Genomic DNA, 20,149 nt, shown 5'->3' with positions numbered 1-20,149 from the left:
GTATTTCAAGGCGGGTTCAATGCCTCTGGTATTCGCTTGGGCATTCGCTTGTCGTGCCGCGCTCCCAGTATTCATCGTCATTCTCCATGTCATCGTGCCTCACGATCAAAATATGTGCGTAGCGCACATATTCGTCAAGTTGTTTTTTGTGCGCTCCGCACATATTGTCCGGCTCATGGAAAACGGAATCGCAAATTTGCTGGGGGCGCTTTCGCTCGCCGTCATGGATCGGATCGAGCAGGGCGCGCGCGAGGTCATCGGCCGCGGAGGCGAGACGCCTGCGGCACTGGTCGTCATCGGCTATGGCCAGGGCATGACCAACGACAAGCTGCGGCGGATTCTTGCCCTGTCGCATTCGGGAACGGTCCGGCTGGTGGACCGTCTGGTGTCGGATCGGCTGGTCGAACGTCGGCCCGGACAGGACGGCCGCGAGGTTGCTCTGCACCTGACCGCGAAGGGCGCCGCAACCCGCAACGACTTGATGACCTCGCGAATATCGGCGGTCGCGTCGCTTCTGGATGTGCTGTCGCCGGCTGAAACGAAACGACTCGAAACGCTGCTCCATGAGTTGTTGTCTCGGCAGGATACGTCCGAGATGGATCGCTTCACGATCTGCCGCATGTGCGACGACAGCGTTTGCACGAATTGCCCCTTGCCCACGGACAAGGGCAAACGCGCTCGCTAGCGGGCGGGCTCGACACAATCATCCGGCTTGGGCCCAACGCGCGTTCACGTCGCGGAAAGGAACGTCCGGCGCTTCTCCACGTTATCGGCCGTCGAGCGCAAACCGGGCCACACGATGAAGAAGATCGCCACCATCCTTGTCATGCTCTGTAGCTTGCCGGTTGCCGCCGGTGCGGAGAGCTGGAGTGGCTATCGCATTCCCGAGACCGGGACCAACGTCGACATCCCTTCGTCGATCTTCACCGAGCAAGCCGGTCGACCCGACGGGTATGGCATGCAGTACCGGACCAGCGACGGCCGCGCGGATTTGACGGTGCAGGCCGTTCCGAACGACGGCAGCTCACCGGCCGCTTTCCTGGCGCGAAAGAATCCGCCGCCCGGCATCACCTACAAGCGCATCACGCCGCGCTTCTTCGTGGTGTCCAGCACCCGGGGCGGCAAGATCTGGTACGACCGCTGCAACTTTGGCCGCCGCTACGTGCATTGCGTGTTGATCAACTACCCCGCTTCCGAGAAGCGGCAGTGGGATGCGCTCGTGACCCGCGTCAGCCGTACGCTGAGCGGCGGTTGATCCGCTCACAAAGAAAAAACCTGCTCACAAAGAAAAAACTGCCCGCAAGTCGCGGGCAGCAGTCTCGTGAGGATGGTTCAGCGCACGTTCGTCGATGTTGTCGACATGGTCGGCTTGGAGCCTGGCACGTGCGACATGGTCTTGGTGGTGGACCCGACCTCCTCGCCCGCCTTCACTTTGGTGCGGGTGTGGGAGCGGCTGAACGTGCCACCCTCATGCGCCTGCGCGCGCGCATTGGAATTGAGCACCGGACCGTTGCCCTTGTTCATGCTGGTGCCCGACTGCGCCTTGCCGTTGGCAGACGCGGCGCTGCCGCCCGCTGCGATCGACGAGCCGGTCTGTCCGGAGCCCGAGGTCGACGTGCCGCCGGTGCCGAGCGTGCTGGCCGAGGTGCCGCCGGCCGCAGCCGAGCCGCCGGTGCCACCGGTCATGCTGGTTTGCGCCGACAACGGCGCGGCGGCGGCGAGCAGGAGTGCGACCGACGAGGTCGCGATCAACATTCTCATCTGTCAAATCCTTTTGCTATGGCGACGATGTCGAGATGGTGCAGCCGTTGACTGTGACGGTGCTCGCGCTGGTCGAACCGGGGCCGCCGGCCGTCGAGGACGAACTCGACACGTTGCCGCCACCGGCCTGGACGTGCACCGACGATCCGCCGGCCGAGCTCGAGCTCGAGAGCGAGCCGCTCGATGAGGTCGAGCCGGTTGTGCCCGAACCCGATGACCCCAGCGCGGTGATGCTGCCGTCGGGATGTTTTTCCACCGTGACCCGGCAGGTCTCGCCGGATGCGGTCTTGCCGGTTTTCTGCATGGTTTCCCCCACAGCGGCGCTGCTTATCAAAGTCAAAACTGCGATCGCAACGATTGGTCTGTTCATGCCAGTCCTCCTCAGGAAGGACGAAGGAGCGGCATTGCTGCCGCTCCGCCGGCCGGGATGTCAGTCCTTGTCCTTCTTCATCTCGTCCTTGTGGTGGCCTTTGCCCTTTTCCATGCCCATGTCGCTGGAATGTCCCGCGGAGGAGCCGGCCGCTCCCACGGTCGAGCCGCTCTTGCCGCCGCCGGCCGAGGAGCCGCCGGTGTCGACTGTCGATGCCGAGTTGGATCCGGAGCCTGCCGCAGAGCCGCCGGTGCCGACGCTGGACGAGCTCTTGCCGCCGCCGGCCGACGAACCGCCGGTGCCGAGCGTCGAGGCCGAGCCTGAGCCGCTGCCCGAACCCGCGGCAGAGCCGCCAGTGCCGATCGACGAACTGCTGGTGCCGCCGCCCGCCGACGAGCCGCCGGTGCCAAGCGTCGAAGCCGAACCCGAGCCGCTGCCCGAACCCGCCGATGAACCGCCGGTGCCGACGGTCGAGTTGCTGGTGCCGCCGCCGGCTGACGAGCCACCCGTGCCGACCGTCGAGCTGGACTGCGCCATCGCGAGCGCCGTACCGGCCAGCAGCGCGGCTGCGGCCACAGACAATTTCAGAATCCTCATCGCTGTCTCCTCCAATGATCAAATTGCCAAAACAGGCTCGGGATAAAGTGGCAAGGTGAGGAAACGTTCCTTGGATGGGGTACGGTGACGTGGAAAATGCGCGCGTATAATCGCTTCCAGGTTCCAGCGGCGCAGCGCGGCGCGCCGATGTCGAGCGGGAACAGCGAAGCTCGACGATCTGAAGACAACAAACGCTAGTCCGACGACAATCCCGTCCTGCGCCGCAGGTCCGTGATCGCGCGCAGAAAGCTGTCGGCCGGCGTCGTCTCCGGATCGATCAGGCGGTGCAGGCGAAAGCCGTCTTCCAGCGCCAGCACGACGGAGGCCATCCATGGCGGGTTCAGCGTGTGGCCCTTCGCGCTGCTCTTCAGCGTGGCCTCGACGATGTCGGCGACCAGCTTGCGCCGTGCGCGCAAGCGTTTTGCAAGCTCCGGTCGGCGCTTCTCGGCGCGCGCGACAAACAGGATCATCTCCATGTGGAGCAGCGGCGAGCGGCCGAGTGGATCCTGCCTTGTGCGATCCATGGCCTTCAGCGCCGCGATGAAGTCGTCGAGGTTGTCGTGCTGCGCGAGGATGTCCATGTTGCGCCGGATCGACTGCGCGACATGGTCCTCGAGCATGGCGATGATCAGCTCGTCCTTGCTCTTGAAGTTGGAATAGAACGCTCCCCGGCTGAATCCGGCCGCCGCCGCGATCGCCTCGATGCTGGCGCCGCCGATGCCGTCCTCTTCGAACACGCGCGCGGCCGCCTCGAACAGCCTGTCGCGCGTGTCGTCCCTGGTCGGCCTGGTTCTCACCCTTGACATCGGAGCAGGTTAGGGCAGAATGCAACTCGATACAACAATGTATCGAGTTGATAATTCAGGGATGGTTACGCTGCGCAAGAGGGGCTGCCCGGCGTATGCGATTCATGCGGCAACCGACATGAGGTCACCATGAACGAGCACGTGCAGGGCGCCGGTGGTCCGCTGTTCAATCCGCTGTCGCCGGACTTCATCCGCGATCCCTATCCGCATTATGACCGGCTGCGCGCGATCTATCCGATTCACGTGACGCCGTTCGGCCAGTTCGTCACGAGCCGCCATGCCGATGTCGGCCTCGTGATGCGCGACAAGCGTTTCGGCAAGGATTTCGTCGAGCGCTCCAAGCGTCGCTATAGCGAGAAGATCATGGAGGAGCCGGTCTTTCGCAGCATGAGCCACTGGATGCTGCAGGCCGATCCGCCCGACCACAGCCGCCTGCGCGGCCTCGTCGTGAAGGCCTTCACCGCCCGCCGCGTCGAGGACATGCGGCCGCGGATCCAGGAGATCGTCGACCAGACCATCGATGCCGTGATCGACCGCGGCCATATGGACCTGATCGAGGATTTCGCCTTCCGCCTGCCTGTCACCATCATCTGCGACATGCTCGGCATCCCCGAGGACCATCGCGAGACTTTCTATAACAGCTCGCGCGACGGCGGACGGCTGCTCGACCCCGTGCCGCTCTCGCCGGAGGAGATCGCCAAGGGCAACGCCGGCAACATGATGGCGCAGATGTATTTCCAGCAGCTGTTCGAGCTACGTCGCAAAAATCCCGGCGACGATCTCATCACTCAGCTGGTGCAGGCCGAGGAAGACGGCAACAAGCTCAGCAACGAGGAGCTGACCGCCAACATCATCCTGTTGTTCGGCGCCGGCCACGAGACCACGGTCAATCTGATCGGCAATGGCCTGCTGGCGCTGCATCGCAATCCGGACCAGCTCGCGCTGTTGAAGGCGCGGCCCGAGCTGATGGTGGGTGCGATCGAGGAATTCTTGCGCTACGATTCCTCGGTCCAGATGACCGGGCGGGTCGCGCTGGAGGATATCGACGATCTCGGCGGCGCGAAGATCCCCAAGGGCGAGACCGTGCTCTGCCTGCTGGGCTCGGCCAACCGTGACCCGGCGGTCTATCCTGACCGCCCCGACCGGCTCGACGTCACCCGCCAGAATGTGAGGCCGCTGTCGTTCGGCGGCGGCATCCATTTCTGCCTGGGGGCCCAATTGGCGCGCCTCGAGGCCGAGATCGCCATCGCCACGCTGTTGCGGCGGCTGCCCGACCTGCGCATCGACGACGTCGAAAACCCGGAATGGCGGCCGACCTTCGTGCTGCGCGGCCTGAAGCGGCTGCCCGCGAGCTGGTGATAGCCGCCCGCGTTAACCTCCGCGCGCAACAGTCGCTGTGACTTCGCCACACTTCCCCCTATATAAGGGGCTGTTCCGGTACGTCTGAGGCCCTGCGGCTCAGGCAAGGCCCGCATCCGGTTTGGCCGAGGGGAGACCCGTGCAGACGACGCTGCTCGGATTGGCGATTGCCTTTATCTTAGCGCTGCTGGCCGCTCTGATCGGGCCTTACTTCGTCGACTGGAACCAGTTCAGGCCCCAGTTCGAAGCGGAGGCCAGCAGGATCATCGGCGTGCCGGTGCGGGTGGCGGGCGAGCTCGACGCGCGGCTGTTGCCGGCGCCGACGCTGCGGCTGCGCGGGGTCACCTTCGGCGGCAACAACGATCTCGGCCGCCTGCGCGCCGACAAGCTCGACGTCGAGTTCAGCCTGAGCTCGCTGATGCGCGGCGAATGGCGTGCCACCGAGCTTTCGGTCAACGGCATGGCGGTCGATCTCGGCCTCGACGCGCGCGGGCGGGTCGATTTGCCGTCCACCGCGAGCGGCAGTTTCAATCTGGCATCGCTGGCGATCGAGCGGCTGAACCTCACCGGCCGCATCGCCCTGCATGATGCCGCCAGCCGTTCGACACTGGAGCTCAACGACATCGCCTTCTCCGGCGACGTGCGCTCGCTGGCCGGCTCGGTCCGGGGCGACGGCAGTTTCACGGCCAGCGGCGTGCGCTATCCGTTCCGCGTCTCCTCCGGCCCGAGCGCCGACGGCAACGCCACGCGCCTCCACCTCAACATCGATCCCGGCGAGCGCGCCATCCTGGCCGATCTCGAAGGCGTGCTCGCCTTCGACAACCGCCTGCCGAAATTCGAGGGCGCGCTGACGCTTGCCGTGCCGGCGCCGAAGAAGCCGGCCGAAGCGGGGCCGATGCCCTGGAAGCTCACGACGAAACTCAAGGCCGATCCGGCCGGCGCCAAGTTCGAGCAGGTCGATGCCAGCTTCGGGGCCGAAGACTCCGCGCTGAAGCTCGGCGGCGTCGGCGATATCAGGTTCGGAGCGTCGCCGCTGCTGCGCGCGGTGCTGTCGGCGCGCCAGGTCGATGCCGACAAGCTGACGGTCAAGAACGATGCCGAGCCGCAGCGCATCCTGCCGGCGCTGCGTGCTGGCCTCGCCGCAATCCCGCAGGCGCCGATCCCGGCACAGATCGAGTTCAACTCCGACCAGATCATGCTCGGCGGCCGTCCGCTCCAGAACATCACGGCCGAGCTTGCGACCGACGGACGATCCTGGACCTTCCAGCGGCTGGATCTGCGCGCGCCGGGCCAGACGCAGCTCTCGCTCAACGGCGCGACGCCCGGCGCCGACAGTTTCAGCGGCCGTCTCAGCGTCGATTCCTCCGATCCCGATACGCTGGTGGCCTGGCTCCAGGGCCGCAGCGAGGTCAACCGCCGCAGCACGCGGCCGCTGCGCCTTGCCGGCGACGTGACCATCGCCGCCAACCATTTCGCCATCGACAGGCTGAAGGCCGAAATCGAGGGCGGCGCGGTCGAAGGCCGCGTCGCTTTCGTCCAGACCGGCGCCAGCAAGGGCTCGCGGATCGACGCGGAGCTCAAGGCCGACCGCCTCGACCTCGATGCCGCCGCAGGTTTTGTGCGGGCGCTTTCGGGGCCGCAGGGCGAATGGCCGGAGGAAGCGAAGCTGTCGCTCGATATCGGCCGCGCGATATCGGCGGGCCAAGAGCTGCGGCCGTTCACCGCGAAACTCGGCTACGGCCCGGCATCGCTCTCGCTGGAGCAGTTGCGGTTCGGCCAGGCCAGTGGCGTGACCACGGAAGCGAGCGGCAGCTTCGACCGCGCCAAGGCAACGGGCAAGCTCGCGCTGAAATCCTCCGCCAATTCGCTGCGCGATCTCACCGCGCTGCTCGAGCCGTTTGCGCCGTCGGTGCGCGCGCGCTTCGACGCCATCCCGTCGCTGCCAGGTGCGACCCGCCTCAAGCTCGACCTCAGCCTCGACAAGAACACCGAGCACGCCGATCGCAACGACGCGCGCGCGGTAATCGAGCTCGACTCGCCGCAGCTCAAGGCCAGCGCGACGCTGGCCGCGCAGACGCCGGTAGCCGCCGTCAACGGCATCGACATCGAGCGCTTGCGCGACAGCGACTTCACGCTGGATTCGAAAGTCTCGACACCACAGGGAAGTGCGCTGCTGGCGTTGCTCGGGCTCGATCGCGTGGTCGCCGCAGGCGAGGGCGCTTCGCAGTTCGAAGGCCGCTTGAGCGGCGCGTGGCGTCATCAGCTGCAATTGAATGCAAAGCTCAGCGGCGGCGGGCTGGATGCGGACGCACAAGGCACCGTCGAATTGTCGGAGCCGAAAGGCAGCGTGAATTTACGCGTGCGCAACGCCAATCTGGCCCCGCTGTTCGGGACCAGCCCGGCCGATAAATCCGTGCAGAGCGTCAATCTGTCCTCGCGCGTCAGCCTTTCCGGCAACCGCCTGACCTTCAACGATCTCGACAGCACCTTGGCGGGCTCGCATCTGCGCGGTCATCTGGCGGTGACGCTCGATCAGGAGAAGACCGTCGACGGCGAAGTCGGCCTCGATTCGCTCGACCTCGTGCCGGCGCTCGCGATGGCCATCGGCGCGGCCGGACACGATGCCAATGCGCCGTTGAGTGCCGGGCTTCTCGGCGGCTGGCGCGGCCGCGTCGCCTTCCAGGCCTTGCACGGCACGTTGCCCGGCGGCATCGAGCTGCGCCCCTTCGGCGGTACGGTCCGGAGCGACGGTCAGTCGCTCGCGCTCGACGCAATGAAGGGCGGCCTCGGCGGCGGCGAGCTGTCGGTAAGCCTCGATGCGCGCAATGGCGCCAATGGTCTGACGCTCAACGCGCGTATCGAGCTCGGCAATGTCGACGCGGCGGCGCTGCGCTATCGCGACCTCGCGCTGCCGAAGGGACGTGCCTCGGCGCAGATGGCGCTGACCAGCCAGGGCCGCAGCGTCGCGGCCCTCACCGGCGCGCTCGCCGGCAACGGTACGGTTACGCTTGATTCCGCTGAAATCTCCGGCCTCAATCCGCGCGCCTTCGAGATCGCCATCCGCGCCAGCGACGGCGGCCAGGTCGCCGACGACAACCGGCTGCGCCAGCTGGTCGAGCCCGCGCTGTCGGCGGGGCCGATTGCAGTGGCCTCGGCGCAGATCCCGTTCACGATCCGCGACGGGCGGCTGCGCGTCGGCGCAACGTCGTTGGAGGCGAAGAACGCGCGCGCCATCGTCTCCGGCGGCTACGACATTCCCGCCGACCAGGCCGACATCCGCGCCAGCCTGACGCCGATCATGACCGGGCTCTCCGGCGCACCGCCGGAGATCCAGCTGTTCGCGGCGGGTCCCCCCGACAGGCTCAATCGCACCGTCGATCTGGCGCCGCTGTCCTCGTGGCTCGCGGTGCGCACGATCGATCGCGAGACGCGCCGGCTGGATGCCATCGAGCGCGGCGAGCCGCCGCCGGCGACCGCCGCGCTGCCGACCCTGGTGTCGCCCGAACCGACGCTGGAGCCGTCGCTGCCGGATGTGCCGATGCCCGGCCGCGATCCGCGCCGCGCGCCGCCGCCGAAGCCCAAGGCCGACATCAGGGTCGCGCCGACCCCGAAGGCGCCGCAGGCCGCTCCCGCAGCGCCAAGCCCGCCACTTACAAGCCCTCAACTCACAAGCCCGCCGCTTGCGAGCCACCAGATCGCGCCGCTGCCTCCGCCGATCGACGTGAGGCCGGCCCCCGGCCCACCGCCCGCAAAGCCCAAGCCAAAGCCGCCGCTGGTGCTGACGCCACAGAATCCGTAGGCGACAGTCCGTCATGCCCGGGGCTTGTCCCGGCCATGACGCCGCAGAGGCATCAGTGCCCCAAGCCTTTTCAGCTAGCGGGAGAGGGGCGCAGCTTCCTCGCGACGCACCGGTAAACCCATTCCCTCGCTTTTTAACGAATTTTGCTCGGCAAAACTGATCTGCCGACTTTACCGGATTCTCGCGTTTGTTCCCTAGTCTCTATTCCCAGAGGAACTCGGCGTCCTGCCCGCACAAGCAGGATGGCTAGCCAAGAACTGGGGTCATCGGGATGAACGGCGCGACAACACTTCTGCAGGATCTGGACGACGCGATCGCACGCGGCACCGACGAAAGCCGGACCAAGGCGTTGTGGCACGCGACCGACATTCTGATCACCGGCCGCTACAGCGACGACGAGATCAGCACGTTCGGCGAAGTCATCGGCCGGCTCGCCGACGAGATTGAGGTCGCCGCACGGGTGCAGCTCTCCGAGGTCATGGCAGCCTGCGATCACGCACCGCTCAATGTCATTGCGCAACTCGCGACCGCCGACGAAATCGAGGTCGCCGGTCCCGTGCTGCGCGACTCCAATCGTATCGACGAGAAGCTGCTGGTCGAGAGCGCCATGACCAAAAGCCAGTCGCATCTGCTCGCGATCGCCCAGCGCAAGTCGATCGGCGAGGCCGTCACCGACGTGCTGGTCAAGCGCGGCGACCAGGAGGTCGTGACGTCGGTTGCCCGGAACGAGGGCGCGCGCTTCTCCGGCTCGGGCCTTCTGCACATGGTCCGCCGCGCCGAGGGAGACTCGATTCTTGCCGAGCAGCTTGGCCTGCGCAAGGACGTGCCGCGTCACATCTTCCAGCAGCTGATCTCGAAGGCATCGGAGGACGTCCGCCGCCGGCTCGAGCACGAGCGCCCGGAAATGATGGCACAGATCCAGAGCTCGGTAAGCGACGTCACCGGCGATCTGCACTCCAAGTTCGGCCCGTCCTCGCGCAGCTATTTCGTCGCCAAGCGCGTGGTGACGACGCAGTACCGGCAGGGCAATCTCAACCAGGACTCGATCTCGAACTATGCGCGCCAGCACCGTTTCGACGAGGTGCAGATCGGCCTGTCGCTGTTGTCGTCGCTGCCGGTCGACGTGATCGAGCGTGCGATGATGGACCGCAATCGCGAGATGATCCTGGTGCTGTGCAAGGCGCTCGATTTCTCCTGGGACACCACCATGTCGCTGCTGTTCCTCGGCGCCAAGGATCACCTGATCACGGCGCGCGAGCTCCACGACAACGAGCGCGATTTCGGCAAGCTCAAGATCGAGACCTCGCGCAGCGTCTTGAAGTTCTACCAGTCGCGCAAGACCGGCTCCGATCCCGTCACGGGTCGTCAGCCCGAGCTGCAGGTGCACTGAGCGGTACACCGAACAGGTACACCGAGCATCATCCGGGAATTGACAGGGAGTATTTTCAATGTTGCCTCAATTCGGCACCGCCGTTCGCAAGACCAAAAGCCTCACCGCCGATGTCGGCGGAGCGGCCGACCAGGCCGCGGTCGATGCCGCCTGGCTCGTGCTGGAAGCCGCCAACGACCTCGGCGACCATGCCGCTATCGAAGCCTGCCGCCGCGTCATCGACGCCGAGCTGAACGGCACGGCCGCCGGCAGCGCGGATGTCGATCTCGTGCTGGGGTATTTCAGGTAGCAGTCGTGCCCGGCCGAGGATTGTCGGGCACCGTGAGCGGCTGTGAGTTCTACTTGCCGCGATATCGAAGGGTCTCGACGAGCAGCGAGAATGCCGGTGAAGGTTGGCGCCGACTGGGATAATAAAGGTGGTAACCCGAGAACGGCGGACACCAATCCGACAGCACCCTGATCAGCCGGCCCTGCGAGATGTATGGCTGCACGTGCCCTTCGGTGAGGTAGGCAAGTCCGAAGCCTTTGAGCGCGCCCTCCAGCAGAAGCCCTGCGCTGTTGAACACGAGCTGTCCTTCCACGCGCACGTTGAGCTCCCGACCGTTCTTCTCGAACTCCCAGGCGTAGAGGCTGCCGCCGTGAGTCGGTAGGCGCAGATTCAGGCAATTGTGCCCAGTTAGATCCTGAGGCGTCCTGGGTCGCTTGCGTTCAGCGAAGTAGGACGGCGATCCAACGACGGCCATTCGAAGATCGGGGCTTATTCGCACAGCGATCATGTCCTTGGCGACGAGCTCGCCCGGACGAATTCCCGCGTCGACCTGCTGCGCCACGATGTTGGTGAGCCCGTAGTCGATGATCACTTCGGCGTGGATGTCTGGATACTGGGGAAGAATCTTCCCCAGCGCCGGCAGCAGGATCTCGGCGGCGGCGTACTCCGTCGCGGTCAGCCGTACGGTTCCCGCGGGCTTTTCCCGGAGTTCGCTCAAGGCGGCGAGATCAGCATCCATCTCCGTGAATTTGGGCCCGAGGCTCAGGAACAGCCGTTCTCCGGCTTGGGTTGGCGTGACACTCCGGGTCGTTCGGTTGAGAAGACGGACGCCCAGGCGCTCCTCCAACTTTCGGACGATCTGGCTCAGCGCCGATTGCGTCATACCAAGCTTGGCTGCGGCACGCGTGAAGTTGCGCTCCCTCGCCACGGCGAGGAAGGCCAGGATATCGCTGGCGTCATCCCGGTTCATTGATAAGCCTGTCTTATGACTGCATTCGAATTTTATCACCTAATCGGACCGGGGCGGAAGCCTTACTTTCTCATCAACATGAGGGGCCACTTGATCTCGTCATCGCCCAAGGGCTCACCAGCCCGCGATCGGATTGGTCGCAGCCGGGCGCGATCGGCGTCCGAACTCTGCCCAGCACTCGTCGCCTTGTAGCTGATGGCGCACCGGCAAATCTGGAAGGATCCACGCGATGAGAATGCTCGCAGCGGCCTTGTTTTCATTCTGCCTGTTTGCTGACGGCCCGGTCGCGGCGAAAGACGCATCCAGCGACGGAGCAAAGACCATATCAAAGCCGGAAGACATCCGTGCGGTCGCGCCAGCCCTCGAAGGCTACGCGCAAAAATTTGTCGATGGCGATCTGTGGAAGCGACCGGGTCTCTCGCCTCGGGACCGCAGCATCGTCACCGTCGCAGCTCTCATCGCACGTGGTCAGACGGTGGAGCTGCCATACTATCTGGGTCTCTCGCTGGAGAATGGCGTGAAGCCGTCGGAAATATCGGAGATCATTACGCATCTGGCCTTCTACACCGGCTGGGCCAACGCGATTGATGCGATCCCGGCTGCGAAGCAAGTGTTCGAGAGCCGCAACATCGGCGCCGATCAGCTCCCGCCCGCGATGGGACCGCAGCTGCCGCTCGACGAAGCGGCGGAGAAGCAGCGGGCAACGCGCGTCGGAGAGCAGTTCGGGCAGATCACGCCGAGCCTTGTCCAGTATACGACCGACGTGCTGTTCCGCGATCTCTGGCTCAGGCCGGCGCTGGCTCCGCGCGACCGCAGCCTGGTGACCGTGAGCGCGCTGATTGCCACGGGTCAGGTTGCGCAGATCACCTATCATCTGAACCGCGCAATGGACAACGGGCTGACGCGGGAGGAAGCCGGCGAGGTGCTCGGCCATCTCGCCTTCTACGCCGGATGGCCCAATGCTTTCTCCGCGGCACCTGTCGTCAAGGACGTCATCGAGAAGCGACCCCGCTGAAAGAACGAAAATGCCTCGGTCGACAATCCCGCTCGCGATCCTCCACGAGCGGAGACATGCCATGGTGACACGCAGAGACATACTCGTTGGCGGAAGCGCCTCCGCCCTCGTCGGAATTCGACTGGCCCCGGCGCGCGCGTCCGAAGCACTGAAGGAGACTGCAATGGACATCGACATCAAGAGAAACGGATCTCGCCCTTCCCAGAAGGGCCCTGAAGACTGGTTCACCGGGACGGTGCGCATTGACCCGTTGTTCGCGGCTCCCGAGCCTGCACGCGTGAGCGGCGCCCAGGTCACTTTCGAACCTGGCGCACGCACGGCCTGGCACACGCATCCGCTTGGGCAGACGCTGATCGTGACAGCAGGGCTCGGCTGGGTGCAGCGGGAAGGCGGTCCTGTCCAGGAGATCAGGCCCGGCGACGTCATCTGGTTTCCTCCAGGGTTGAAGCACTGGCACGGCGCGTCGGCCACCACAGCCATGACGCACATTGCCATCCAGGAATCGCAGGACGGCCGAGCGGTCGACTGGATGGAGAAGGTCGGCCACGAGCAGTACCGAATGTGAAGACACTTCATCGGGCGCATCATCTGACCCGGGCGAGCGCGCCCAGTCGATCGGAAGAGGTTTCATGAGCGTACAACTCGCCCCAAAAAACGAGACGCTGTCGCCCGGTCCGGCATGGAGCGCGGTCTTTGCGCTGACCCTCTGCGTCGGGACATTGATTGCGTCCGAGTTCATGCCAGTCAGCCTGCTGACCCCCATCGGGACCGGTCTCCACATGACCGAGGGGCAGGCGGGCCAGGCCATCGCAGTCTCCGGACTGTTCGCCGTCTTCGCCAGCCTTGCGATCTCCTCGGTGACGCGGGGCATTGATCGGCGCAGTCTTCTGCTGGGCCTCACCTCGCTGATGATCGTTTCGGGGCTGATGGTGGCGCTGGCGCCGAACGCGCTGGTGTTCATGGTAGGGCGCGCGCTGATCGGGGTCGTCATCGGTGGGTTCTGGTCGATGTCGGCGGCCACCGTGATGCGCCTTGTGCCGGAGCAGCAGGTCGCGGCCGCCCTTAGCCTCCTCAATGGTGGCAACGCGCTGGCGACAACGATCGCCGCGCCGGTCGGGAGCTTTCTAGGTCAGTTCATCGGCTGGCGAGGCGCCTTCTTCTGCGTCGTCCCGCTCGCGATCATCACCCTGGTCTGGCAATACGCGACATTGCCCTCGATGCCTTCGGAGCGCGACGCCGCAGGGAACGTATTCGGGTTGCTCCGCCGGCGGTCTGTCGGCATTGGGATGCTCTCGGTCGCTCTCCTGTTCATGGGCCAGTTCGCGCTTTTCACCTATTTGCGGCCATTTCTGGAGACCGTGACGCGCGTAGACGTCTCCACGCTCTCGGCCATCCTGCTCGTGCTCGGAGTCGCGGGCCTGCTGGGGACCTACCTCATCAGCTTCCTTCTGAGGCGGAGCCTGCAAGCACTTCTGATCGGGATGCCGCTTGCGATGGCGGCCCTTGCCCTCGGCTTGATCGCCTTCGGAAGTTCAACCATCGTTGTCACCGTGCTGCTGGCCGGTTGGGGCCTCATCGGCACGGCCGCGCCGGTCGCCTGGTGGACCTGGATGAGCAGGGCGCTGCCTGAGGATGCGGAGGCGGGCGGCGGGCTGATGGTCGCGGTGATCCAACTCGCCATCACGGCGGGCGCCTCCCTCGGAGGATTCTTGTACGACAGCAGTGGATACCGGAGCGCCTTCATTGCCGCCGCCATCCTGCTCTGCGGCTCCGGACTTCTAGCTTTTGGGGTCAGCACGGTGCGAGATCGGGAGAAGGAACGACGGGCCGCCTGAACGCATCGCACGCATCCGTGATCTCCGAAACCTGCCGACGCGGGTAACGACCGAAGCTCCCCTTCGTACAGCCTTCAGCGAGCGTAGTCTCGCAGAGCTGATGGATGTGAAACCGGGGAGACATGGTCGGATGAAAGAGTTCAACGTCGCTGAGGTCGGGGGTGGTTCCTATCGTCCTCTTGCCATTCTGCGCTGGGTCATGGTGATCATATTCGTATCGTTTGGCATGCAGAAATTCACGCCGCAGTCCGCCCAGGGGATCGCCCAGTTCATCAGCAATAGCCCGTTCATCTCCTGGCTGTCGGTGTTCGGCCTGAGGGGAGAGGCCTATGTCCTCGGCGTCGCTGAATTCGTGATTGCGGCGCTGCTCGCGGCAGGCAGCTTCAGCCCGGTCTCGTCCGCGCTCGGTTCATTCATGGGCATGGTGACCTTTGCGATCACCTGGTCGTTCTTCTTCACGACGCCCGGCGTCGTCAAATGGAGCCTTTCATCCGATCCGATGGCGTGGAATCTGACCGGCGAATTTCTGTTCAAGGACATCGTCCTGCTCTGCGTTTGCGCGGTGTTGTTTCTGGCCTCGCTGCCGCAATCGGTTGTTCGCCTGCGCACCGAATGATCGTCAGGCCGTCTCTCAGCGACGAATCCGGTAGAGAACGCCGTTCTCGCCGTGACGGAACGTGCTTCGCTCGAGGAGATAGTTGGACTTCTCCAGAACGCGGCGCGATGCGCCATTGCCGACATAGACCAGGCCGATGAGGGACGGCAGCTCGTGGTGTAACAGTCCGATATCGGTCAGCGCGGTCGCGGTCTCGCTTGCAAGGCCGCGGCCCCAGCATTCGCGCTTGAACGCGTAGGCAATCTCGATCTCGTCGATATCGTCCACCAGGATGTGCCGGATGCCCGCTCGCCCGGCGAATGCCCCGTCTTTCGTTCGCAGCACCCACAGCCCGAAGCCATACTGGTCCCAATGGGAGATATTTGCGTCCAGATAGGTCTTCGTCCTCTCCGCCGGGCGGACGCCGCCGAGATAGCGCGAAACGTCCGCATCGAGATGCAATGCGACGAGGTCGGCGAGATGATTTTCGTTCAGCCTCTCGGCCGTCAGGTTCTCGGTGCTGAAATGATCCATGGACCCGGATAGCCGCTTTCGGAGCAGGTCAGGATGACGCGCCTTCGCCGCCCCTCATGATTTCTAACACATCCTAACGGGCAATTTCGGCGGCATCCGGTCAATGTCTCCATGGAAAAGCGGCGGAATTTCCAAACAAGCACGAAGGTCGACGGAGATTGCATGACGTCCAAAACGCAAATCGAATCACTGCAACGGTCCGCAAGCGTCTCGCGCCGCGGTTTCGTGGGAGGCCTGTCGGCGGGCGTTCTGGGGGCGGTTGCGACCGAAGCGGCGGCGGCGCAAACCCTGGCCGAAATCCCTGATCGCGGGCCCGGCGCCGATCTCGGTGCGCACAGCGAACGATCGCGCTTCGTCAAGATCGATCGCATTCCCGAGGCAACACCAGGCAAGCGCAACGTCGACCCCAGTGATGCCATCAACTCCAAGACGCCGCATCAGAAGCTGGTGGGCAACATCACGCCAACCGATCTGCATTACGAGCGCAGCCATTCCGGGGTGCCGGACATCGATCCCGCGCAGCACCGTCTGCTCATCCATGGCCTGGTTCAGAAGCCGCTGGTGTTCAGCGTCGACGATCTCAAGCGGATGCCGTCCGTCACGCGCGTGGTCTTCATCGAATGCACCGGAAACGGATGGGAAAACTGGAAGAAGGCAGACCCTGACCTGACGGTGCAGAACACGCACGGCCTCGTCAGCACCAATGAGTGGACTGGCGTTCCGCTGAAGTTCCTCATTGGTCTCGCGGGCAAGGAGAAGAACTCGAACTGGATGCTCGCGGAGGGAGGCGACGGCGCGGGCGTCGACCGCAGCATTCCGTTGACCGACGAAATCGTGAACGAGGCCTTTGTCGCCTACGGTCAGAACGGCGAACCACTGCGCCCCGCGCACGGGTTTCCAATGCGACTGGTGATGCCGGGTTTCGAGGGCAACCTCAACATCAAATGGCTGCGCCGTCTCAAGTTCGGCGCTGAGCCCTGGATGACCCGCTGGGAGACGGCGCGCTACACGCAGCTGCTCGCCAACGGCAAGGCCCGCCAGTTCCGGCTGAGGATGGAAACCAACTCCGTCATCACACAACCCTCGGGCACCATGCAGATCCAGCCCGGCTACAACATTATCTCCGGTCTGGCCTGGAGCGGACATGGCAAGATCGCCAAGGTCGAGATATCGACCGACGGCGCGAAAAGTTGGAAACAGGCGCAGCTGAATCAGCCGGTGCTGTCCAAGGCCCAGGTTCGATTCCAGATGGACTGGGTCTGGGACGGCAAGCCGACAAGGATCGTGAGCCGCGCGACCGATGAGCAAGGCAACGTTCAGCCGGACCGGCAATCCTTCATCGCCGCGATGGGGAGCAATGCGCTGTTCCACTACAACGCGCAGCAGACCTGGAGCATCGACGAGGCCGGGAGGGTCCGCAATGTCCTCGCATGACAATGGGCTTGTCGCAGCCGCTCTCGCGCTCGGCCTGCTCGCGGCGCCCGCATTTGCATTCGATTTAGGCCGTCCCGCGACTCCGGAGGAGATCAAGCTGTGGGACATCGACGTCACACCCGATGGCAAGGGGCTGCCTGTCGGCAGCGGCACGGCTGCGCAGGGTAAGCAGGTCTTCGCCGACAATTGCGCGGCCTGTCATGGCGACAACGGCCAGGGCGGGATCAAGGATCGTCTTGCCGGTGGGCAGGGCACACTCGCCTCCAGCGCGCCGATCAAGACCGTCGGCAGCTTCTGGCCCTATGCGACGACCTTGTACGACTACATCCACCGCGCGATGCCATATCCCACGCCGGGTTCGCTCAGCACCGACGACACGTATGCCGTCACCGCCTACATCCTGAGTCTGAATGGCATCGTTCCCTCCGACGGCAAGGTTGATAAGGACAGCTTGCCGAAGATCAAGATGCCCAACCGCGACGGCTTCATTCCGGACCCGGAATTCGATCCGGCAAAACTATTCCGCAAGAAATGAGCGTGTGATCATGAGGGTTTCGGCGCTGCTCAAGATCCTCGCTTTGGTTGCTGTGACATGTTTATGGGAGACCCAAGCCATGGCCGTCGACGGACTGATCACGATCAGGAGCAGTTTCGGGCCTGAAGAGACGATGAAGCGGCTGGAAGAGGAAGTGATGGTCAAGGGCCTCACAATATTCGCCCATGTCGATCATGCCGCGGGCGCCGCCGCTGCCGGCCTGCCGTTGCGCCCGACCAATCTCATCCTCTTCGGGAACGCAAGGGGTGGTACGCCATTGATGCAGCAGTCGCAGACCAGCGGCATCGATCTGCCGCTGAAGGCCTTGGTCTGGCAGGACGAGCAAGGTGCGACGTGGCTGTCCTACAACGATCCGGCGTATCTCGCCGGGCGTCACGGCATCGGCGAGCCGGCCAAGGCTGCAATCGTCGCCATGACGGCGGCCCTGCATGCGATTGCGACCAAGGTCACCGCCCCCTAAATTGACGGGACGGCCGTGCGACGCGTGCTCCAGGAGGAGAGATCCATGAACAGCACAGACGGGCAACCGGAATCACCCGCTCCCGGAGACGGCAAGATCGCGAGATGGGCGGTCATAGCGGTGCTGTGCGCTTTCCTCGTCGGTGCCGGCGCGCTCGGCTATCTCGGCTGGTTCAGCACGACGACCGAGGTGCCGGCATCGGGTTATGTCGCACTGGTGCTCGGTGTCGTGTTCTCGCTGGTCGTGGGCATCGGCTTGATGGCGCTGGTGTTCTACAGCAGCCGCAAGGGTTACGACGAACCGGCGGTGCTGATCCGGGAGCCAGAGAATGATTCGGACGAAGACGGCGTCAGCGCAGGCTCCGGTCCACCGACCGAGCCCACTGAGCGAGCCCACTGAGCCGGATGCTCGCATCGAGATGCAGTAGAGGTCGGCGAGGTGATCTTCGCGAAGCCTCGGTGCGCTTAGCCTCGCAAGACCGGGCTCAGCTTCCTGAATCTTTCAACCAGGAGGCAATCGTCTGATTAAGGTAATCAGGCACTTCATGCTGAATGAAGTGGCCAACGTCAGGCACGATCTTGACCGTGAGATTGTCGGGATTTTCAATCCATGACTTTTCCAGATCAATCGTGCTTAGCAAAGCGTGGCTCTCCTCGATTCCGTGCAGATGCAAGACCGGGCATTTGATCACGGCACCGGTGAGCTTCTTCATGGTTGGGTCGAAAAGATTGAGCCCAAGCTGGGAAAACGCGTAGTTGGCTTTGTAATAATTCATCATGGACGAGATGGAGGATTTCGCGAAAGCCTCGACGTATCGACTCCTCACCTGTGGATCAACAACCCAGTATGCCAAATCCTGCGCAGTCAAATTGTCGCCTTTGCCTCGAGCGAAGAAGCGTGTGGCGTAGGCGCTGGCCTTGGCCTGCGCGATAGGATGGTTCCAAGGGAGCAATTCCCTCGTGATGGCGCCAGGATGAGGAACGCTGAGGACGACAAGTCTTTCGATCAGGTCCGGATTTTGCCCGGCGAATAGCCACGACAAAGCGGCGCCCCAGTCGTGCCCGATCAGGATGGCCTTGCGACCGTTTCTCTCTGCATTGATCACGGTACGAATGTCATCAAGGAGAACCGGAAACTTATAGTTCTCGACGCCTTTCGGCCGATCGCTCAAATCGTATCCGCGCAGATCGAGAGCGACCACCTGATAATCTGCTGAAAATGCCTGGATCTGATTTCGCCAGGAATACCAAAAGTCGGGAAATCCGTGCACGAACACCATCAGCGGTTTTTGATTGGAGCCCATGGTGACGTAGTGGATATTCGTTCCTGCATTTTCCGCATATCTGTGCAGAAGGTTCGGATCCTTATCGATATCAACCGCAGGCTCGCTCAAAGCGACAGGGATTTTATTGTGCCAGATGGCATCGCTTGAAGTTTCTCCGGAAACGACGCGGCTGGACATCGCAGTGAACATGGCAGCTCCTAAAAGCATCATCGCGCAGGATCTAGAGGCCATCTCGGTGGTCCCGTTCGCTAGAACAATTGCCGAAATCGAAGTTGCTTGAGCTCATTTGAGTATGTCCTGCGCAGCAATCTGTGAGGGTGAAATGTCCGAGACTGCAGCTTCTGGAAGTGAATCTGATAGCGGTGATACGGCGGGCAAATTTACTATGGTGATCGCCATACTATGGCGATCACCATAGCGGTGTCAAGCCAGGCGTGTTATGCTGACGGGATGCCCCGTAAGACCGACGCCCGCGATCGCGCGATTGCCACTGCCGAGCGACTGTTTCGCATCCAAGGCTACACTGCGACGGGATTGAGCCAGATCATCGAAGAAAGCGGCTCGCCTAAAGGATCGTTCTATTTTCATTTTCCGCGCGGTAAGGCACAGCTCGCAGAAGAAGCAATCGATCATTACGTTGCGACTAGAATGGCTGTGTTGCGGGCTATCTCGGCGAATACGACCGGCGATGCCCTGAGTTTTGTTCGCCAGATTTTCGGCGCGTTCGCGGCCGAGATGGTCGCCTCTGATTTCCAGTATGGATGTCTCATGCAGAATCTGGCGAATGAGCTTCCTGCACTCGACGCTGAACTGACCAAACGGGTCGCGCGCGGATTTGCTGATTCAACCGAGATCGTCGCGGAGCATTTCAGAGGGTGCGGTTTCACGTCCGCGCGCGCATCTTCGACCGCTTCCGCATTGGTCGCTGCCGTCGAAGGCGCACGTACGATCGCCCGTCTGCAACGCACAGCGGCTATATTCGACGCGCTGGCGGATGTGAGTGTCCTGGGGTGGGCGGCCCCCGAGGGGAGACCCGAGGTCAGCTCCCGGCGGCGCGGACGGTAGCTGCAACGGCCGACTTCCTTGCCGTTGCAATTGGCATGAAACGATGTTCA

22 protein-coding genes are annotated in these 20,149 nt (G+C 63.7%); 15 read left to right on the top strand and 7 right to left on the bottom strand.

What is annotated here, in order from left to right; all coding sequences use genetic code 11:
- Positions 1–19: 19 nt before the first annotated feature.
- Entirely contained in the window at positions 20–685 is a 666-nt protein-coding gene (locus IVB45_RS28115) for a MarR family winged helix-turn-helix transcriptional regulator (RefSeq protein ID WP_247358766.1), read from the top strand.
- A gap of 114 nt (positions 686–799) precedes the next feature.
- Positions 800–1,255: a hypothetical protein gene (locus IVB45_RS28110; RefSeq protein ID WP_247288052.1), complete on the top strand. Its 456-nt coding sequence runs from the start codon at positions 800–802 to the stop codon at positions 1,253–1,255.
- A 77-nt stretch (positions 1,256–1,332) separates the two neighbouring features.
- Here the strand turns inward: IVB45_RS28110 and IVB45_RS28105 are convergent, their stop codons facing one another.
- From IVB45_RS28105 to IVB45_RS28090, 4 genes are all read right to left on the bottom strand, one after another.
- Positions 1,333–1,761 carry a hypothetical protein gene (locus tag IVB45_RS28105; RefSeq protein WP_247288053.1) on the bottom strand — a complete coding sequence of 143 codons (429 nt, stop codon included), beginning with the start codon at positions 1,759–1,761 and terminating at the stop codon, positions 1,333–1,335.
- A 16-nt stretch (positions 1,762–1,777) separates the two neighbouring features.
- The gene (locus IVB45_RS28100; RefSeq protein WP_081747982.1) at positions 1,778–2,131 is read right to left on the bottom strand and encodes a hypothetical protein; all 354 of its coding nucleotides are present in this window, start codon (positions 2,129–2,131) and stop codon (positions 1,778–1,780) included.
- Between the two features lie 60 nt (positions 2,132–2,191).
- Positions 2,192–2,728: a hypothetical protein gene (locus IVB45_RS28095; RefSeq protein WP_247358768.1), complete on the bottom strand. Its 537-nt coding sequence runs from the start codon at positions 2,726–2,728 to the stop codon at positions 2,192–2,194.
- 194 nt (positions 2,729–2,922) lie between these two features.
- On the bottom strand, positions 2,923–3,534 hold the full coding sequence (locus IVB45_RS28090) for a TetR/AcrR family transcriptional regulator (RefSeq protein ID WP_247358770.1): 612 nt from the start codon (positions 3,532–3,534) through the stop codon (positions 2,923–2,925).
- Between the two features lie 129 nt (positions 3,535–3,663).
- Here IVB45_RS28090 and IVB45_RS28085 point away from each other — a divergent pair, with 129 nt between their 5' ends.
- From IVB45_RS28085 to IVB45_RS28070, 4 genes are all read left to right on the top strand, one after another.
- On the top strand, positions 3,664–4,893 hold the full coding sequence (locus IVB45_RS28085; protein ID WP_247358772.1) for a cytochrome P450: 1,230 nt from the start codon (positions 3,664–3,666) through the stop codon (positions 4,891–4,893).
- 139 nt (positions 4,894–5,032) lie between these two features.
- A complete protein-coding gene (locus IVB45_RS28080) occupies positions 5,033–8,692 on the top strand; it encodes an AsmA-like C-terminal region-containing protein (protein ID WP_247358774.1) in 3,660 nt (1,219 codons plus the stop codon).
- 271 nt (positions 8,693–8,963) lie between these two features.
- Positions 8,964–10,082: a DUF2336 domain-containing protein gene (locus IVB45_RS28075; protein WP_027570773.1), complete on the top strand. Its 1,119-nt coding sequence runs from the start codon at positions 8,964–8,966 to the stop codon at positions 10,080–10,082.
- Positions 10,083–10,140: 58 nt separating this feature from the next.
- A complete protein-coding gene (locus tag IVB45_RS28070; RefSeq protein ID WP_247358775.1) occupies positions 10,141–10,371 on the top strand; it encodes a hypothetical protein in 231 nt (76 codons plus the stop codon).
- A gap of 49 nt (positions 10,372–10,420) precedes the next feature.
- On the opposite strand, the gene IVB45_RS28065 is transcribed toward IVB45_RS28070, so the two are convergent.
- Positions 10,421–11,320 carry a LysR substrate-binding domain-containing protein gene (locus IVB45_RS28065; protein ID WP_027570775.1) on the bottom strand — a complete coding sequence of 300 codons (900 nt, stop codon included), beginning with the start codon at positions 11,318–11,320 and terminating at the stop codon, positions 10,421–10,423.
- 229 nt (positions 11,321–11,549) lie between these two features.
- On the opposite strand from IVB45_RS28065, the gene IVB45_RS28060 reads away from it, so the two are divergent.
- From IVB45_RS28060 to IVB45_RS28045, 4 genes are all read left to right on the top strand, one after another.
- Positions 11,550–12,335: a carboxymuconolactone decarboxylase family protein gene (locus IVB45_RS28060; protein WP_247358777.1), complete on the top strand. Its 786-nt coding sequence runs from the start codon at positions 11,550–11,552 to the stop codon at positions 12,333–12,335.
- A gap of 169 nt (positions 12,336–12,504) precedes the next feature.
- Positions 12,505–12,900, top strand: coding sequence for a cupin domain-containing protein (locus IVB45_RS28055; protein ID WP_247359190.1), 396 nt, complete (start codon positions 12,505–12,507; stop codon positions 12,898–12,900).
- Between the two features lie 64 nt (positions 12,901–12,964).
- Positions 12,965–14,170, top strand: coding sequence for an MFS transporter (locus IVB45_RS28050; RefSeq protein WP_027570778.1), 1,206 nt, complete (start codon positions 12,965–12,967; stop codon positions 14,168–14,170).
- A gap of 130 nt (positions 14,171–14,300) precedes the next feature.
- Entirely contained in the window at positions 14,301–14,786 is a 486-nt protein-coding gene (locus IVB45_RS28045; protein ID WP_247358779.1) for a DUF417 family protein, read from the top strand.
- Positions 14,787–14,801: 15 nt separating this feature from the next.
- On the opposite strand, the gene IVB45_RS28040 is transcribed toward IVB45_RS28045, so the two are convergent.
- On the bottom strand, positions 14,802–15,299 hold the full coding sequence (locus tag IVB45_RS28040; protein ID WP_247358781.1) for a GNAT family N-acetyltransferase: 498 nt from the start codon (positions 15,297–15,299) through the stop codon (positions 14,802–14,804).
- A 162-nt stretch (positions 15,300–15,461) separates the two neighbouring features.
- On the opposite strand from IVB45_RS28040, the gene soxC reads away from it, so the two are divergent.
- From soxC to IVB45_RS28020, 4 genes are read left to right on the top strand one after another with little or no spacing between them, the layout of a single operon-like run.
- A complete protein-coding gene (gene soxC, locus IVB45_RS28035) occupies positions 15,462–16,733 on the top strand; it encodes a sulfite dehydrogenase (RefSeq protein ID WP_247359192.1) in 1,272 nt (423 codons plus the stop codon).
- On the top strand, positions 16,720–17,268 hold the full coding sequence (locus tag IVB45_RS28030) for a cytochrome c (RefSeq protein WP_247358783.1): 549 nt from the start codon (positions 16,720–16,722) through the stop codon (positions 17,266–17,268). Before soxC ends, IVB45_RS28030 begins: the two co-directional genes overlap by 14 nt.
- Before the next feature lie 10 nt (positions 17,269–17,278).
- The gene (locus IVB45_RS28025; RefSeq protein WP_247358784.1) at positions 17,279–17,749 is read left to right on the top strand and encodes a DUF302 domain-containing protein; all 471 of its coding nucleotides are present in this window, start codon (positions 17,279–17,281) and stop codon (positions 17,747–17,749) included.
- A 45-nt stretch (positions 17,750–17,794) separates the two neighbouring features.
- The gene (locus tag IVB45_RS28020; RefSeq protein WP_247288069.1) at positions 17,795–18,148 is read left to right on the top strand and encodes a hypothetical protein; all 354 of its coding nucleotides are present in this window, start codon (positions 17,795–17,797) and stop codon (positions 18,146–18,148) included.
- Positions 18,149–18,233: 85 nt separating this feature from the next.
- Here the strand turns inward: IVB45_RS28020 and IVB45_RS28015 are convergent, their stop codons facing one another.
- Entirely contained in the window at positions 18,234–19,223 is a 990-nt protein-coding gene (locus IVB45_RS28015) for an alpha/beta hydrolase (protein WP_247358786.1), read from the bottom strand.
- Positions 19,224–19,484: 261 nt separating this feature from the next.
- Between IVB45_RS28015 and IVB45_RS28010 the strand changes: the two genes are divergently transcribed.
- The gene (locus IVB45_RS28010; RefSeq protein WP_247359194.1) at positions 19,485–20,099 is read left to right on the top strand and encodes a TetR/AcrR family transcriptional regulator; all 615 of its coding nucleotides are present in this window, start codon (positions 19,485–19,487) and stop codon (positions 20,097–20,099) included.
- The last annotated feature ends 50 nt before the right edge of the window (positions 20,100–20,149 follow it).

The sequence above is a fragment of the Bradyrhizobium sp. 4 genome (assembly GCF_023100905.1).
Classification (GTDB): Bacteria; Pseudomonadota; Alphaproteobacteria; order Rhizobiales; family Xanthobacteraceae; genus Bradyrhizobium.
This window is presented reverse-complemented; position numbering and strand designations above follow the sequence as displayed.